Genomic DNA, 14,754 nt, shown 5'->3' with positions numbered 1-14,754 from the left:
ACCGCAATGGGCACCTACGTCACCAAAATCTGCCGCACCGAACTAGGCACCTACCCCGACTACGAACTCGCCCAACGCTATCGCGCATGGCTCGCCGCAGCATGACTTGACACAAATAGGAGCATCACGTCAGGTCGAGACGGTGACCGTGCCGGTGGTGTCGATCTCGGTGCGGCGGTCTCGGTCGGACGCGGTGGCCAGGACGGTGGCCAGGATGCGCCGACCGGCGGGCAGGATACGGACGGTGACCGAACCGTCGTTCGCGGCGTCCAGCTCCCGGGTGGCGGCGTCGATCACTTGCCTGCGCACGTGATGCGGCACGCCCGCGAAGCCGCCGTCGTCGAGCAGGATCACCTCGACGCCGCGGGAGCGAGCGCCACGAGCGGCGCTGCTGAGCTGATCGGTGGCCAGGTGCGGAGCCCGGAGGCCGTCGCGCAGTTCGGCTTCCAGGAGCCTGCATTGCTCCCGCTCCGCCGCGGTGATTTCCGCGCCGTCGGCGATGCGTTCCAGGATCGGGCGCGCCACCGCGTCCAGCCGCGCCAGCTGACGGGTGCGTTCGGAATTCTCCGCCGCCATCGCGGCCTCCGCGGCGGCGCGCATGGCCGCCTCCGCACGCAGCAGCCGCAGCGAACGCTGGGTGGGCCGCATGATCGCCGCGAACAGGGAGACTCCCGCCACCGTGGCGACCGGCACGATCGAACCGACCACGACGCCGATCCGCAGCCCGGCGACCACCCCGACCACCGCGATCACCACACCGATGCCCGCGACGCCGAGCCAGGCGGCGGCCAAGCGTCCGCGCAGCACCAGCACGGCGAGCACGTACGACGCGGCGAACGCCGTCCACACCTGCTTGGACCAGCCGTGTTCGACGTCGAACGAGGTCAAGGTCGTGGCCAGCGGCCCGGACGCGGCGACGAACACGGTCGCGGCCCAGGGCAGCGGATCGGTGGGAACGACCAGCACGACGACACCGGCCAGCGCCAGCACGACCAGTGCCGCGACGGCGGCGGCCACCGGCGATTCCGAGAAGTTCCGGATCATGTACAGCACGATGGTCGCTTCGAGCACGACCAGGAACAGCCACGCCGCGCGGTCGCGCAGCCCGAGCAGATCACGCAGCCCGAATTCGGTGTCCGGCTCAGCCATTTCCGCCCCAGACCAGCGTCACGGTCGTTCCCTCACCAGGTTCGGATTCCACGAACCCGGCGCCACCGGAGAGCTGACGCATGCGGCCGAGGATGCTTACCGAGATGCCGAGCCGATCGACGGGCACTCGGCTCAGGTCGAAACCCGCGCCGTCGTCCCGGAATACCACGCGGATTCCCCCGGCGCTGATCGTCACTGTGACGGTGCGGCGCACCTCCCGCCCGGCGACGGTGGCGTGACGCAGACTGTTGCGTACGGCCTCGGCCAGCGCGGCCGCGATCGTGCTGGCGGCGTCCACCGGCAGGTGCAGATCGTCGAATCCGGCCCAACGCCGTGTGGTGAACCTGATGCCGGGATTCACCTCGTGTACGGCCGAGCGGAGGAAGCCGATCGCGGACTGCGCGTCCAGGCGGTCCGGTTCGGTCTCGGCCACCCGGCACTCGTCGAGTTGTTCGAGGGTGCGTTCGGCCTGGCGGCGCAGCACCGGTGATTCGGCCCCGGCTCGCGAGGCGTCCAGCAGGGTGGACAGCACGGCGTCGTGGATCAGCGCGGCGAACCGCGCGCGTTCCCGCTCCCGGGCCGCCGCGCCCGCGACCGCCGCCGCGCGGCTGCTCTCGATCGCCGATTCACGATCCACGCGCGCGGCTGCCGCCCTGGCATAGACCACGCACCACAGGAACAGCGCGCTCAACCCGGCCGCTCTGGCGAAATCGCCGAGCAACGCGAGCGCGGTGGTCTCCCGCAACACGACCAGATTCGCCAGTGCGCTGGACGCCGAGCCCACCACCAGGTACGTCACGGCGAACGGCGGACGCCAAGCGAGCACGGCCGCGAGCACACCCAGCGCCAGTACCCGGTACAGCCAGACCGAGGCCGCCCCTTGGGCATCCGGCACGGCATACGCCACGGGGACCACCGCCATCGCCCCGAGGAAACTGACCGCCGCCGCACCGGCGACCCGTTGGATCACGCGCCGGCTCATGCCGATCGAGACGACCGCGAGCACCGGGAACAGTCCGAACGCCAGCACCACCTCCACCACCGTCCACCGGACGGGCACGAAGCGGCTCTGATCGGCGATCTCGGGCAACTCGACGATCGCGGCGATCACGCCCGCGATGCCGATGGCGAGCCCGAACCGCCGCAGGATGCGATCGGCGGCTCCTTCGGAGGCTTTCTCCCTGGACAGCGCGACGACTCCGCGGCGCCAACGGCTCGCGCGCGGCCGGTCGAGCGGGAGGGAGTGCGAGCGCGAGTGCGACGGGGTGTCCAGCATGCTGGACGCGATCATCCGCGCGGCTGCCGCTCGGGGACCGGCAGCCACCCGTCTTCCACCGCCCGCTTGTACAGGTCGGTCTTGGTCGGCGCCGGACGGCCGGCGTCGGCGTACTTCTGGCGGATGCGGCCGAGATAATCGTTGACCGTCTGCTCGGACAGGCCCGTCAACCGCGCGACCCGGGATGCTTTCTCCCCGGACGCGTAGAGCGTGAGCACTTCCTCCTGACGCGGGCTCAGGCCCACGTCGGACAGCTGCGGATCGCCGTCGATGGCGGCGGCCCAGTCGGTGGTGACGACCTGCTCGCCGCTGGCCGCGCGGCGCACGGCGGCGACGACGGTCGGCACGTCCTCGGATTTGCGCACCACACCCAAGACACCCGCACGCGCGGCGGCGCGCACCAGGAAGGCGTTGTCCGCGCCCGTGAAGACCAGCACCTCCATTCCGCGGGCACGCAGGGCGCGCACGTTGTCCTCCGGTGCGGATCCGTCGGCCAGCCGCAGATCCAGTACCACCAGATCCAGCGGTGGCGCACCATCGGCGGCGGCCAGCAGTTCCGGCACGGTGCCCGCGGTCAGCACCAGATCCAGATCGGTCTCCGGCGCCAGCATCGCGGCGAGACCGATCGCGACCGATTCGTGGTCCTCGACCAACCCGATTCGGCGCGGGGCGTTCTCGTTCCCTTCGGCCCAGGTCACCTGGCTCTCCCATCCCGAGCTACTCGTCCACATCCCCACCGCGACAACAACCGCAGACAGTATGCCGGGCAATGGTGCGGGAGGGTCAGACACCAGAATTCGGGGGGCTCAGGCCATGAGCCCGGCCGCCAGCGTGGCCCCGAGTTCCCAGCATCGCTGCAGGTCGTCCTTGCCGGGCGGGCCGGACACGACGACCGCGGCGGCGGCCTGCTCCCAGCCGAGCCCGGTGGTGATGCTCACCACCCCACGCTCGGCGCCCTCGGTGCCCTCGTTGCCGTGCAGGTACAAGCCGTACGGACGGCTTCGGGTGGAATCCAGGCACGGGTAGTAGATCGTGTCGAACGCGTGCTTGAGCGCACCGCTCATGTATCCCAGATTCGCCGGGCTGCCCAGCAGGTATCCGTCGGCGGCCAGGACGTCGGGGGCGGTGACGGCCAGTGCGGCGCGGCGCACGACTTCCACGCCTTCGATCTCGGGGTCGGTGGCCCCGGAGACGACGGCCTCGAACATCGCCTGCATGTGCGGGGACGGCGTGTGATGGATGATCAGCAACCGGGCCACCCTGCGATGGTATCGGCCCGCGCGGCCGTCAGGCGGTGTCGCGCTCGTGCCGTTCCAGCGCGACCGCGCGGCGCATGGTCTCGCGGGCTCGGGTGCGGTCACCCGCGTAGTCGTAGGCGCGCGCGAGGCGGTAGGAGACGCGCCAGTTGTCCGGATCGGCCTCCCACTCGGCCTTGACCGTCGCGAACAACTCGTCGGCGGCCGCGCGTTGGATACGGCCGGACGGCAGCCGCGGTAACGCGGAGGTGTCGAGCTCCAAGCCCTCGTCGTGGATCCGCCGCGCCAGGTGCTGATGCGCCAGGGCGGCGCGCACGGTGGCCACGACGATCCAGACGCCCAGCAGCGGCAGGATGAGCACGCCGACACCGATCACGATCGCCGCCACCTCGCCGGAACCGATCAAGCCGACCGCGATTCGGCCCAGCAACAGGAAATAGAAGCCGAGCACCAGGATGAGGACCGCGATGAACGCGACCACCTTGGCGACTTCTCCGCCGCCCTTGCGATCGTCGCGCTCCGCGCCGCTCACGGTCGCGCTCCGACGTGGTGCGGCGGCCGACGCCCGATCACAGATCCAGGAACGGGTCGAGCCCGACGGTGAGGCCGGGGCGCTTGGCGATCTCCCGGACCCCGAGCAGCACCCCGGGGGCGAAGGAGGAGCGATCGATGGAGTCGTGCCGGATGGTGAGCGTCTCGCCCTGGGTGCCGAACAGCACCTCCTGGTGGGCGACCAAGCCGGCCGAACGCACCGAGTGCACCCGCACCCCGTCCACATCGGCGCCGCGCGCGCCCTCCAGCTCTGTCGTCGTCGCGTCGGGACTGCGGTCGAGGCCCGCTTTGTCCCGGGCCGCGGCGATCAGTCCCGCGGTGCGGTAGGCGGTGCCGGACGGCGCGTCGGCCTTGTTCGGGTGGTGCAACTCGATGACCTCCACCGATTCGAAGAATCGGGCGGCCTGCTCGGCGAATCGCATGGACAGCACCGCACCGATGGCGAAGTTCGGCGCGATCAGCACGCCGACCTCGGGACGCTCGGCCAACCAGCCGCGCACCTCCGTCAGCCGGGCCTCGTCGAACCCGGTGGTGCCCACCACCGCGTGAATGCCGTGCTCCACCAGGAACCGGAGATTTCCCATCACCACGTCCGGGTGCGTGAAATCGACGACGACCTGCGTATTCGCCGCGGTGAACGACTCGAGCGAATCATCCTTGTCGACGGCGGCGACCAGTTCCAGATCGCCTGCCGCAGTCACCGCCGCGCAGATCGCCTGTCCGACTTTGCCACGCGCTCCCAGCACTCCGACCCGAATGGTCACCGCACCTCCTCGTTCCGCCTCGGTCGGGATCAGCCTAATGGGGCGCACCGACCGCGATCCCGGCGCGGCCCGACTGTGTCCGGCCACCGCGAAGCGACCACAGGATCGGCGCGCTCACCGCGCCAGCTGTCGTTCGCCGACCTCCGGGCTCGCCGCGCCACCGAGGTTCGCGACCATCCGTCGCAGGATCCGCAGGGTCTCGGCGAACTGCTCGTCGGTGATCCCGTCGGCCATCTGCGCTCTGCGCCGGGCGATCCGGACGAAGGCAGCGTCATGGGCGCCGCGGCCCTTGCCGGTCAGCGACAACATGCCCGCGTCGTCGGCGACCAGCCCGTCGGCGACGAGTCCGGCCAGTTCGGTGAGCCATTCGGCGTCGTCGGTCCAGAAAGCGTCGAGCGCGTGGCGGATGTCGTCGGCGCGCTGCGGTCCGTCGGCCAGCGAGTGCGTCACCTGCCAGCGTCTGCGACTGAAACCGCCGGAGGCGAGGTCTTCGTCGAAGCGCTCGTTTATCAATCGATCGAGCTCTACGAGCCAATATCCGATGCCGCGCCGGATGCCCATGACCGCACTCCTTGATATGACAAAAAACAAGTACATGCATTCTTACATACAAATATCGGGCATGACAGAGTGGACGGATGGATCAGCACGACGCGATCACCGTCGCCGTGGAAGCGGCGATGGTCCGGATCCGGCGCAGGCAGACGCGCGGCGCGCTGAGCGACGGCGCGATCCCCGTCGCCGTGTTCCGCGCGCTCGACGCCGTGGCCGACGGCGCGGCCGACACGGTCGGCGCGCTCGCTCCCGCCCTCGGCGTCGATCAGCCGAGGGCCAGTCGCCTGGTGGCGCAGGCGGTGTCCTCCGGATTGCTGGAACGAGTCGCCGATCAGCGCGACGGACGGCGTTCGGTCCTACGCCTGACCACCGCGGGCAACCGGGCGGTGGCCGAGGCCAGAGCGGGCAGGCGTGACGTCATGGCCGCCGCCATGGCGGATTGGACACCCGCCGAGCGCGCCGAGTTCGCCCGTCTGCTGGCGCGTTTCGTCGACGGGCTGGACCGCCCCGCCGGATGAGCGACGCGGCGCGCCTGCCGAGCGAGAATTCGGCGGCCGGAGTCAGTCGAAGACGATGACCTGGCGCAAAGCATGGCCCGCGGCGAGTTCGTCCATGGCTCGGTTGATCTCGTCGAGCCCCACATGCGCCGAGACGAGCCGCTCCACCGGCAGCCGTCCCGACCGCCACATCCGGACGTACTCGGGAATGTCCCGGGACGGCACCGCGGAGCCGAGGTAGCTGCCGACGATGGAACGTCCCTGCGCGACCAAAGCCAGCGGCGCGATAGCCGCCCGGGCATCGGGAGCGGGCAGTCCGACGGTGACGGTCGTGCCCCCGGGCGCGGTCGCGGCGACGGCGGTCTCGAAGGCGCGGACGTTGCCCGCCGCCTCGACCACCACCTCGGCCTGCACCCCGAGTTCGGCGACCTCGGCCGGGGTGTATGCGGCGTGCGCGCCGAGTTCCCGCGCGAGAGCGAGCTTGTCCGCCACGGTATCGACCGCGATCACCTCGTGCCCCTCGGCGGCGAGCGACACCGCCACCAACACTGCCGCCATACCGACACCGCCCAGGCCGACGACCATGATCCGGTCCCCCGGGCCCGGACGCGCCGAATTCAGCAGGGCGCCACCGCCGGTCAGCACCGCACAGCCGAGGACCGCGGCCACCTCGGGCGGCACGTCGTCGTCGACCGGCACCACCGACCTGCGGTCCACCACCGCATGCGTGGCGAAAGCGGAGACGCCCAAGTGGTGGTGCACCTCGGCGCCGTCCCGGAACAGCCGCCGCCCACCGTTGAGCAATTCACCGGCGTTGTTGGCGGCACTGCCGGGCACGCACGGTGTGCGGCCGTCGGTCGCACAGCCCACGCACTCGCCGCACCGCGGCAAGAAGGTCATGACCACGCGCTGCCCGACCGCGATATCGCCGTCGCCGGGACCGAGCGCTTCCACCCTCCCCGCCGCCTCGTGGCCCAGCAGCATGGGCACCGGGCGGACCCGGTTGCCGTCCACCACGGACAGGTCCGAGTGGCACAGGCCCGCCGCCTCGATCCGGACCAGCAGCTCACCGGGCCCCGGCTCGCGCAGCTCCAGATCGCACACGGTGATCGGCGCCGACTCGGCGAACGGCGCCGGCGCCGCGATCCGCTCCAGGACCGCTCCACGAATCTTCATTCCGCCGACGCTACCGCTCGGGGTGGTCCGCGCCCACCGCAGTGGCCGCCCCTGCCTGGCTGTCGCACCGTTCGGAACGGCCGCCGTCGGTCCGCGTCACGTCGCTCACGCCACGCCGGACGCGGGCCTGCGTACGATGCCGCGTATGGGTGTGGATCTGGGTGAGGTGGTCGGGCGCTTGCACGCCGACCTGGGGAGGTGGCTCGGGTCGGAAGCGCCGGTCGAGGTGTTCGAGCGGTTCGCGGCGGCGCAGCACGAGCGGTTCAGCATGGTGACGACCGATGGCGAAGTACTCGGGCGCAGCGCGTTGCTCGCCGGCCTCCGTGGCGCGCGCAACGCCGTGCCCGGCCTGACCATCGAGGTGTCCGAGATCGAAGAACTCTCGTGGTCGGAAGGCATCGCTGTAGTGCGCTTCCTGGAGACACACCGGGCGCCGGAAAACGTCACTCGTCGCCGGGTGACCGCCGTGCTGACGACCGAGGATCCGGGCGCGGTGCGCTGGCTGACGGTGCACGAAACCGCGACGGCGCCGGCCTGACTCTTCCCAGCACGGGGACGTGCGCGCTGCGCCGATGCCCAATCTGCCGGACAATTCCTGCCTTGTTCTCGGACGGCTGCCACACGGTGACCCACCCGGGGAACGACATGGACTCGAGGAGGCCGGTGCCGGTGGATCGGTGGGAACGCGACGGTCTGCGCTCCGCCAACAGCGGAATCCGCAACCAGGTGGACTACATCCTGGACGCGCTCGCCGAGCAGCGCACCCATCTGGCGGAGGTGCGCGACAAGCTGTCCGCGGTGCGGTGCACGGCCGAGTCGGCGGACAAGCTGGTGACGGTGACCGTGGACGCGGCGAGCGTGCTCGTCGACGTGCGGTTCACGCCGGCCGCCCTGCGCAGCACGCCGGAACAGCTGGGCCGTTCGGTGACCGAAGCGGGCAGGCAGGCGGCGCGGCTGGCCCGCGACCAGCACGCGGCGATCATCGCCCCGCTCGTCGCCGACGCCGAAGCGGTGCCCGACCTGCCCGATCTCGTCCCGGGCGCACCCAGTCTGCGTGCGGTGTGGGAGCCTGCGGACGACTCGACCGGCTAGCGCGTTCGGCAGCAGCCGTGCCTCCTCGCCGGACGGGACGCTCCGGGCCGATCCGGACCGACTCGACCGGCGAGGAATGCACCGCCACCCCGAATCCGCTGCGCCGCTGAACGGTTCGGGGTGGCGCGAAACGAGTGGTTCTCGAGTGTCGGCACATGGCAGCGACCTCCGTTCGGGTGGGCAGCGTCGGCTGCCTGAGGGATGGGCGAGGCGATCAGTACAGCTTGGCGAGGAACGCGGAGAGATTCTCGCGCACCCGCTGGACCTTCTCTTCGGGCGTGAGATCCTCGCGGTACCGGCTTCCGAGCGCAGGCCGCTTCTTGTTCCGCGCGTACAGCGAACAGGCGAGATCGGTGCACATATAGGTGCCGACCGAGTTGCCCCGGCGCCCGGACTCGCCGGCTTTGTGCGCGGTCATCAGCGCGACCCCTCCGCCGGTGTGGGTGGTCAGGCAGATCGTGCACATCTGTGCCCGGCCGGTGCCGCCGGTGGCGTACCGCAATGCGACGCCGACCAGACGGTCGTCCTGCGGGACGACCATATAGCCGCGTCCCGGCAGGGACGGATCGCTCCAACCGAGGAAGTCCAGATCCGCCCAGGGCCGCTCGGCCAGGTCCTTGGGCACGGGTAGCCGCTTGGCGTCTCCTTTCGAACAGTTGACGAACGACGACCTGATGTCGCGTTCGGTGACAGGTTCCATGAGGGAGATCTCCTTCGGTCGATCGGTGGACAAACCGAAGCGACGTTACGGTCCCGCCGTGCCGGGAACAACGGAATTTCTCTGTGCGCTCAGCGCTGCGCGCGACACTTCCGGCAGCACCGAATGCTTCGGGCGCAGAGCCGGTTTCGGGACCGGCACGGCGGGTATCCGCCGCCAGCGGGAGGTGTGAGTGTGGCGCAAAACTTGCAGAAGAGGTTCGCGGCGCGCCGCCGGCTGCGCGGCCCGGCCGATCTGCCGGGACGGTCGTGGTGGGGTGTGGTCACTCGATCGGTCGGCGAGTTCCAACGCGACAATCTCACCGATTGGGCCGCGGCGTTGACGTATTACAGCGTGCTGTCGCTGTTTCCGGGTTTGATCGTGTTGACCGCCGGACTGGGCATGCTGGGACGCGACGACACCCGGGCACTGGTGGACACCCTCCGCGAGATCGGCCCGGGCAGCGGGACAGATCTGCTCGTGGACGCGGTGAACGGCATAGCGGAAGCGCAGAGCCCGGCGGGACCGCTGGCGTTGGTCGGGTTGGCGTCGGCGCTGTGGACCGCGTCCGCGTACATCGGGGCGTTCATGCGGGCGAGCAACGCGATCTACGACATCCAGGAGGGGCGGCCGATCTGGAAGACCGTGCCGGTGCGGGTGGCCCTGACCGCCGCGGTGGTGGTCCTGCTGGGCGTCTGCACCGTCGGCGTCGTCGTCAGCGGTTCGCTCGCCGACCACGTCGGCCGCTGGCTCGGACTGGCGCAGGAGACGATCACGGTATGGGGCATCGTCAAGTGGCCGGTGATGATGGCGCTGATCAGCCTGGTCTTCGCCCTGCTGTATTGGGCGGCGCCCAATGTGCGCCAACCGGGATTCCGGTGGCTGACCCCGGGCAGCGCGCTGGCCGTCGTGCTCTGGGCGGGCGCGTCCTGGGGGTTCGCCTTCTATGTCGGTCACTTCGGCTCCTACAACCGGGTCTACGGTTCCCTTGGTGGCGTCGTCGTCTTCCTTGTCTGGCTGTGGATCTCGAACATCGCGGTGCTGTTGGGCGCGGAGCTGGACGCCGAGCTGGCGCGGGCGCGCAACATCGCCCATGGCCATCCGGAAGATGCCGAACCCTATCTACCGCCGCGCGACGAGCCCGACGAATGATCAACGGGATCAGCGCATTCGCGTCGCGATCGCACCGGCGGTGCCCCCTCCCGCCGACCGCCCGGAGCGTTTGGGCGCGACCGGGAGCGGTATCCGAAGCCCGTCTGGATCGGTATTCGGAGAGGACTCCCATGGCTCAGCACGCTGAACACACCGTCGCCGCCGAACCCGCGACCATGCCCTCGGATGTCAGCGGGAAATTGTCGGTGTTCGACCGATTCGCGACAGCGGCCAGCGCACTGGCCTCCAAGGCGGGGTTCTTCGTCTTCTGTGTGCTTCTGGTGCTGGTCTGGGCGCCGACGATCTTCTTGCTCCCGAGCGTGGACACCTGGCAATTGGTCATCAACACCGCGACGACGATCATCACGTTCCTGCTCGTCGCGCTGCTGCAGAACACCCAGAGCCGCTCCGACGCCGCGGTCCAGCAGAAGCTCAACGCCGTCGCCGACGGATTGGCCGACCTCATGAGCGAGCTGAGCTCCGAACATCCGGAGCTGCGGCGTCACCGCCGGGAACTCGCCGAGGCTGTCGGGCTGGAGAATCGGGAGAGCGCCGGATGATCTGCGCGCAGGCCGGTGGCGTCGCACGCCGCCGGCCTCCGCGCGCACCGATTCGTCACGGTTGCCCGGGCTCGGCGCTCTTTTCCGCCTCCCGGACCGCTTCGGCCAGCTCCCGCCGCAAACGCTCGGCGTTCATTTCGTCGCCCGCGTCCTCGGCGGTGGTGATGTCCTGGCGCAATTGCGCGATCGTGTCCTGCGAAACCATGGGACCTCCTCGTCTCTTCGTACGGTTTCGTATGAGGGGGCGACCCCGGCCCCCGTGGACAGGGTGGCCGCTGAGCCGAGGACGAAACACTCACCAGCCCCGGCCTGGGGGCGGCGGATAGAAAAGCGCTGGTCGGCTCGACGCGCATGCCGCGAAGGTAGAGTGGAAGCGGTTCTCGACGATTGGGTCCGGCTGCAGTGGGTACTCTCCGCTGCGGTGTGACGGGATGCGAATCGCCGACACATCATGGGTTACCGGACCGCACCTACCTGACTGAACGACAACGGTTGAGTGGCCGGTCCTTACGCCGAGCAGTGTGGCTCGGAAACCTCTACGACGTACTGGGCGGGATGCCGTATCCGGAGGAGCAGGAGTGTCGCAGCGATGGAGTCATTGGCCTTCCACAGCGACAGTTTGGGTGATACCGAGGAGTTCCTCAATATCAACTACACGAGGATGCGGATCGGCAACAACACCGGTGTCCCCGTCCGGACGGACATCACTCGGACGATCCTCGGTCCGATGAGCCTGGACGACCTCGACCTGAGCTTCGACATGCGGTACGACGCCCAGCCGCTGGGCAAGATATGCCTGTGCGAGGTCGACTCGGGGACGATCGAAGAGAACTACGCCGACGGCAGCACCGACTTCTTCCGGCCCGGCGAGCTCGGGCTGCTCACTCCGCCGGACCTGCCGTATTCCGGAGTGGTCCACCACGCTCGCTACAGCATCACGATGTTCGATCCCTCGCTGCTGACCCAGGTCGCGGCCGCGGCCCCGGGCCACGACCTGGAGCCGGTCCGGCTGACGGGTCATCGGCCCGTATCGCAGGCCGCCGCGCGGCATCTGTCCGGCGTGCTCGAGCACATGCGTGATCTCGCCACCGATCGCGCGGTACGCGAGCAGCCGCTGATCACCTCCACCGCCGCGCAGTATCTGGCAGCCACCGTGCTGCATGCTCTGCCGAGCACCGCGCACACCGATCCGACGGCGACCGACCGCAACGACGCCCACCCCGAGACGGTGCGACGCGCGCTGGCCTACGTCGAGTCGCACCTCGGCGAGGACATCACCGTCGCCGATATCGCCGCGGCCTCCTATGTCACCGTCCGCGCCCTGCAACTGGCGTTCCGTCGCCATCTCGACACCACACCCATGGCGTATCTGCGACGGCTTCGCCTACGTGCCGCGCACGAACAGCTGCGCGCCTGCTCGTCCGACGAAGGCCACACCGTGACCTCGATCGCCGCGGCGTGGGGTTTCGCCCATCCCGGACGATTCGCCAGCGCGTACCGCGAGGCATATGGCCGATCTCCGCACACGACGCTCATCGCGTGATTCCCCGGGCGGCCTCGGGCTCACCGAGATCCGGCAGAGGGCTGCACGAGACAGCGGCGATCAATCGCGCAGGGCACGCTCCCGAAGATCGGCGAGGGTTCGCGACAAGACGCGCGAGATGTGCATCTGCGAGACGCCCATCACGGCGGCGATCTGCGCTTGTGTACGCCCCTCGAAGAAGCGCATGCGCAGCACGCGCCGCTCCCGCTCGGGCAGTTCGGCGAGCAACGGGGCGACCGCGAGTGCCTCGTCGGTCAGGTCGTAGGAGGGATCCTCCTCGCCGAACGTCTCCGCGACGCGCACCGAGGCGGCGCCGCTGTCGTCGTCCTCGATGACCGCGTCGATCGAATTCGTGGAGTAGGCGTTGCCTGCCAGCAACGCTTGGGTGACTTCGGTCAGGTCGATGCCGAGTTCGACCGCGATCTCCAGCGCGGTGGGCATCCGTTCCAACCGCTGGGAGAGCCGCTCCACCGCCGGTCCGATGGTCAACTGGATCTCCTTGATCCGGCGCGGTACGCGCACCGCCCAGCTGTGATCACGGAAGTGGCGGCGTACCTCGCCCATGATGGTGGGCACCGCGAACGACAGGAACGACGGTCCCCGCGCCGGGTCGAAGCGGTCCACCGCGAGCACCAACCCCACGGCGGCGATCTGGTACAGATCGTCGTAGTTCTCCCCGCGGCCCACGAAGCGGCGCGCGATGTGCTCGGCCAGCGGCAGGCACCGGCGCATGATCGCTTCCCGCAGTCGCGGCCGTTCGGGATCGTTGTCGTCCATCGCGGCCAATTTCTCGAGCCATGGTTCGATGCCGTCGTAGCTGTCCGTTCCGCGCCGCGTCCGGCGCGGCGTGGCGGTCCTGCGGTTGGCGGTCGCGAGTGACATGAACTTCCTCATTCCCGTTCTCCAGCGGTCGCCGCGCTCGCCCGACAAGAGGGCGGCGACGATCGCCGTATACCGCCCGACGGTTGCGTCAAGCGTTCGTGGGCGGTCTTGTTCGTATTTCGGACGGGCGCCGGTGCCCGGGTGCGTTCTCGGGATCGCTCGCCTGCCCGGGCTGCCGAAACCGCGTGGCGCCACCGGAGACATACGGGCGGTGGGCAGCTTCCGGTGAGATCCCCCGATGTGCTCCCGGACCGCCGCTGGTCCGCCACTGATCCGTGACGTGAGCGCCGGAGAACCGGCACTCCCGCGGCTGATGGCCGGCATCGTGCACCACGGGCGCAGGGCACGCGACCACCGGCACGCTGCTCCGCACTGCCGGCACATCGATGACGCGCCGCACGGGTCCGTCGTCCGGCACGGTCACGCCGACCGGGACACCTGCGCGCGCGCCGCACCTCGCCAGCCGCAGCGCCACGCGTACGCCCGCACAGGAGAGCAAACGCACGGCACCCGGACCGATGACGACCGACGCGGGAATCGACATTGTGCGCCAACACTTTTCGATTGGTTCGGCCATCTCGGTGAAGCACTCGTCGGCGGTCGCCGCGTCCAACTCACCGTGCGCGACGAGGAGCAAGCCGTCATCGGGCGGGACGCCGTCCACGCCGTTCTGAAAGGTCATGCGTACCTCCGGCGGCCGGGTATCGGCACGAGACCGCATAGTCGAGCCTGGCAGTCGATTCCGGTGGTGTCAGCGCGACAGACGAAGTCCGCCGGGGCATCGGTCCGAAAAACGAAACCCCGCGGCCTCCCGCACGGTCACTCCCGGGGGATGCGGTGGTGGACGGTCAGCAGGATGTGGTCGAACGCGGCGACCAGATCCGGCGGTGGCGGTGGCACCTGAGGAAGTTCCGCGATCAGCTGCTGGGCCAGCGCCCGTAACTTGGTGTTGGTTTCCTGCGATCGCCAGCGCAGGATCTGGAACGCTTGCTCGGCGCTGATCTGGTAGACGCGCATGAGCACTCCCTTGGCCTGCTCGATCACCGCGCGATTCTCGTAGAGCCCGGGCAGCGTCGCGGCGAGCATGGCCTGGTGCGCCTCGGCCAGGGTGTCGGACAGGTCGACGTAGAAGCCCGCGGTGCCGACCGCGGCGCCCCGGTCGTCGAGAATTCGATCGGCGACGACGAGCACGGTGTGTTCCTGGCCGGACAGGTCGATGAACCGGTGCCTGCTCGAGAAAGGATCGCCGTGATCGATGGCACGTGTGATGGTCTCGGCGACGTGCGTGCGGTCGTCGGGGTGCTTGTGCGCGAGCAGCAACTGTGTGGTCGGCTCGATCTCGCCCGGCTGGTAGCCGTGCATGCGATAGACCTCGGCGGACCATTCCCAACGGCGGGTGGCGAACCAGAACCGGAAGCTTCCGACAGTAGGTTGCTCGGATGATGCCGAATCGGCAGCGGTCACGGGGGACATGCAGGGCTGCATACGTTGAGTCATGGATGCAAGGCCTCTCCGAGGGACAAAGGGCACACGGCGCAACGCGACCCCGCGGGCGTCTTCCTCGGCAGGGTCAGGCGGGCACGGGCGCGTTCGGCCGACAATC

18 protein-coding genes are annotated in these 14,754 nt (G+C 69.6%); 6 read left to right on the top strand and 12 right to left on the bottom strand.

Annotated features, from left to right (window positions below; translation table 11 throughout):
• Positions 1 to 129 precede the first annotated feature (129 nt).
• The 7 genes from GVY64_RS04800 to GVY64_RS04770 form a co-directional block, all read right to left on the bottom strand.
• Positions 130 to 1,149, bottom strand: a complete 1,020-nt coding sequence (locus GVY64_RS04800) for a hypothetical protein (RefSeq protein WP_159839143.1) — start codon at positions 1,147 to 1,149, stop codon at positions 130 to 132.
• Complete coding sequence (locus GVY64_RS04795; protein WP_236566621.1) at positions 1,142 to 2,473, bottom strand: ATP-binding protein; 1,332 nt, start codon at positions 2,471 to 2,473, stop codon at positions 1,142 to 1,144. The genes GVY64_RS04800 and GVY64_RS04795 overlap by 8 nt, the downstream gene beginning before the upstream one ends.
• Positions 2,437 to 3,156, bottom strand: a complete 720-nt coding sequence (locus GVY64_RS04790; RefSeq protein ID WP_159839141.1) for a response regulator transcription factor — start codon at positions 3,154 to 3,156, stop codon at positions 2,437 to 2,439. Before GVY64_RS04790 ends, GVY64_RS04795 begins: the two co-directional genes overlap by 37 nt.
• Positions 3,157 to 3,231: 75 nt before the next feature.
• Positions 3,232 to 3,684, bottom strand: a complete 453-nt coding sequence (locus GVY64_RS04785; protein WP_201297904.1) for a flavodoxin family protein — start codon at positions 3,682 to 3,684, stop codon at positions 3,232 to 3,234.
• Between the two features lie 28 nt (positions 3,685 to 3,712).
• Entirely contained in the window at positions 3,713 to 4,213 is a 501-nt protein-coding gene (locus tag GVY64_RS04780; protein ID WP_159839139.1) for a hypothetical protein, read from the bottom strand.
• A gap of 37 nt (positions 4,214 to 4,250) precedes the next feature.
• Positions 4,251 to 4,997, bottom strand: coding sequence for a 4-hydroxy-tetrahydrodipicolinate reductase (dapB, locus tag GVY64_RS04775; protein ID WP_159839137.1), 747 nt, complete (start codon positions 4,995 to 4,997; stop codon positions 4,251 to 4,253).
• 114 nt (positions 4,998 to 5,111) lie between these two features.
• Positions 5,112 to 5,558: a MarR family transcriptional regulator gene (locus GVY64_RS04770; protein ID WP_159839135.1), complete on the bottom strand. Its 447-nt coding sequence runs from the start codon at positions 5,556 to 5,558 to the stop codon at positions 5,112 to 5,114.
• Between the two features lie 77 nt (positions 5,559 to 5,635).
• Here GVY64_RS04770 and GVY64_RS04765 point away from each other — a divergent pair, with 77 nt between their 5' ends.
• Positions 5,636 to 6,070 (top strand): MarR family winged helix-turn-helix transcriptional regulator, encoded by a 435-nt coding sequence (locus GVY64_RS04765; protein ID WP_159839133.1) that lies wholly within the window; start codon positions 5,636 to 5,638, stop codon positions 6,068 to 6,070.
• A 42-nt stretch (positions 6,071 to 6,112) separates the two neighbouring features.
• Here the strand turns inward: GVY64_RS04765 and GVY64_RS04760 are convergent, their stop codons facing one another.
• Positions 6,113 to 7,225 carry an alcohol dehydrogenase catalytic domain-containing protein gene (locus GVY64_RS04760; RefSeq protein WP_159839131.1) on the bottom strand — a complete coding sequence of 371 codons (1,113 nt, stop codon included), beginning with the start codon at positions 7,223 to 7,225 and terminating at the stop codon, positions 6,113 to 6,115.
• A gap of 145 nt (positions 7,226 to 7,370) precedes the next feature.
• Here GVY64_RS04760 and GVY64_RS04755 point away from each other — a divergent pair, with 145 nt between their 5' ends.
• Together GVY64_RS04755 and GVY64_RS04750 are read left to right on the top strand one after the other, a co-directional pair.
• A complete protein-coding gene (locus GVY64_RS04755; RefSeq protein WP_159839129.1) occupies positions 7,371 to 7,763 on the top strand; it encodes a DUF4440 domain-containing protein in 393 nt (130 codons plus the stop codon).
• A gap of 125 nt (positions 7,764 to 7,888) precedes the next feature.
• Positions 7,889 to 8,317 carry a YbaB/EbfC family nucleoid-associated protein gene (locus GVY64_RS04750; RefSeq protein WP_159839127.1) on the top strand — a complete coding sequence of 143 codons (429 nt, stop codon included), beginning with the start codon at positions 7,889 to 7,891 and terminating at the stop codon, positions 8,315 to 8,317.
• Between the two features lie 214 nt (positions 8,318 to 8,531).
• On the opposite strand, the gene GVY64_RS04745 is transcribed toward GVY64_RS04750, so the two are convergent.
• Complete coding sequence (locus GVY64_RS04745; RefSeq protein WP_159839125.1) at positions 8,532 to 9,017, bottom strand: FBP domain-containing protein; 486 nt, start codon at positions 9,015 to 9,017, stop codon at positions 8,532 to 8,534.
• 192 nt (positions 9,018 to 9,209) lie between these two features.
• Between GVY64_RS04745 and GVY64_RS04740 the strand changes: the two genes are divergently transcribed.
• Both GVY64_RS04740 and GVY64_RS04735 read left to right on the top strand, forming a co-directional pair.
• Positions 9,210 to 10,166 (top strand): YihY/virulence factor BrkB family protein, encoded by a 957-nt coding sequence (locus GVY64_RS04740; RefSeq protein WP_236566620.1) that lies wholly within the window; start codon positions 9,210 to 9,212, stop codon positions 10,164 to 10,166.
• A gap of 131 nt (positions 10,167 to 10,297) precedes the next feature.
• Positions 10,298 to 10,726 carry a low affinity iron permease family protein gene (locus GVY64_RS04735; protein WP_236566619.1) on the top strand — a complete coding sequence of 143 codons (429 nt, stop codon included), beginning with the start codon at positions 10,298 to 10,300 and terminating at the stop codon, positions 10,724 to 10,726.
• 55 nt (positions 10,727 to 10,781) lie between these two features.
• On the opposite strand, the gene GVY64_RS04730 is transcribed toward GVY64_RS04735, so the two are convergent.
• Positions 10,782 to 10,931 (bottom strand): hypothetical protein, encoded by a 150-nt coding sequence (locus GVY64_RS04730; protein WP_159839121.1) that lies wholly within the window; start codon positions 10,929 to 10,931, stop codon positions 10,782 to 10,784.
• A 384-nt stretch (positions 10,932 to 11,315) separates the two neighbouring features.
• Between GVY64_RS04730 and GVY64_RS04725 the strand changes: the two genes are divergently transcribed.
• Entirely contained in the window at positions 11,316 to 12,269 is a 954-nt protein-coding gene (locus GVY64_RS04725; RefSeq protein ID WP_159839119.1) for a helix-turn-helix transcriptional regulator, read from the top strand.
• Between the two features lie 60 nt (positions 12,270 to 12,329).
• Here GVY64_RS04725 and GVY64_RS04720 read toward each other — a convergent pair whose 3' ends face one another.
• Positions 12,330 to 13,151, bottom strand: a complete 822-nt coding sequence (locus GVY64_RS04720; protein ID WP_159839117.1) for an RNA polymerase sigma factor SigF — start codon at positions 13,149 to 13,151, stop codon at positions 12,330 to 12,332.
• An 819-nt stretch (positions 13,152 to 13,970) separates the two neighbouring features.
• A complete protein-coding gene (locus GVY64_RS04715; RefSeq protein WP_236566618.1) occupies positions 13,971 to 14,624 on the bottom strand; it encodes a PAS and ANTAR domain-containing protein in 654 nt (217 codons plus the stop codon).
• Positions 14,625 to 14,754: the final 130 nt, after the last annotated feature.

Source organism: Nocardia sp. CY41 (assembly GCF_009829325.1).
Classification (GTDB): Bacteria; Actinomycetota; Actinomycetes; order Mycobacteriales; family Mycobacteriaceae; genus Nocardia.
This window is presented reverse-complemented; position numbering and strand designations above follow the sequence as displayed.

What these genes read in the sequence shown, in the direction of transcription:
- GVY64_RS04720 (WP_159839117.1), bottom strand. Translation starts at nt 13,151, where the DNA reads ATGTCACTCGCGACCGCCAACCGCAGGACCGCCACGCCGCGCCGGACG.
- GVY64_RS04760 (WP_159839131.1), bottom strand. Translation starts at nt 7,225, where the DNA reads ATGAAGATTCGTGGAGCGGTCCTGGAGCGGATCGCGGCGCCGGCGCCG.
- GVY64_RS04800 (WP_159839143.1), bottom strand. Translation starts at nt 1,149, where the DNA reads ATGGCTGAGCCGGACACCGAATTCGGGCTGCGTGATCTGCTCGGGCTG.
- GVY64_RS04755 (WP_159839129.1), top strand. Translation starts at nt 7,371, where the DNA reads ATGGGTGTGGATCTGGGTGAGGTGGTCGGGCGCTTGCACGCCGACCTG.
- GVY64_RS04735 (WP_236566619.1), top strand. Translation starts at nt 10,298, where the DNA reads ATGGCTCAGCACGCTGAACACACCGTCGCCGCCGAACCCGCGACCATG.
- GVY64_RS04790 (WP_159839141.1), bottom strand. Translation starts at nt 3,156, where the DNA reads ATGTGGACGAGTAGCTCGGGATGGGAGAGCCAGGTGACCTGGGCCGAA.
- GVY64_RS04730 (WP_159839121.1), bottom strand. Translation starts at nt 10,931, where the DNA reads ATGGTTTCGCAGGACACGATCGCGCAATTGCGCCAGGACATCACCACC.
- GVY64_RS04715 (WP_236566618.1), bottom strand. Translation starts at nt 14,624, where the DNA reads ATGTCCCCCGTGACCGCTGCCGATTCGGCATCATCCGAGCAACCTACT.
- GVY64_RS04765 (WP_159839133.1), top strand. Translation starts at nt 5,636, where the DNA reads ATGGATCAGCACGACGCGATCACCGTCGCCGTGGAAGCGGCGATGGTC.
- GVY64_RS04745 (WP_159839125.1), bottom strand. Translation starts at nt 9,017, where the DNA reads ATGGAACCTGTCACCGAACGCGACATCAGGTCGTCGTTCGTCAACTGT.
- GVY64_RS04770 (WP_159839135.1), bottom strand. Translation starts at nt 5,558, where the DNA reads ATGGGCATCCGGCGCGGCATCGGATATTGGCTCGTAGAGCTCGATCGA.
- GVY64_RS04725 (WP_159839119.1), top strand. Translation starts at nt 11,316, where the DNA reads ATGGAGTCATTGGCCTTCCACAGCGACAGTTTGGGTGATACCGAGGAG.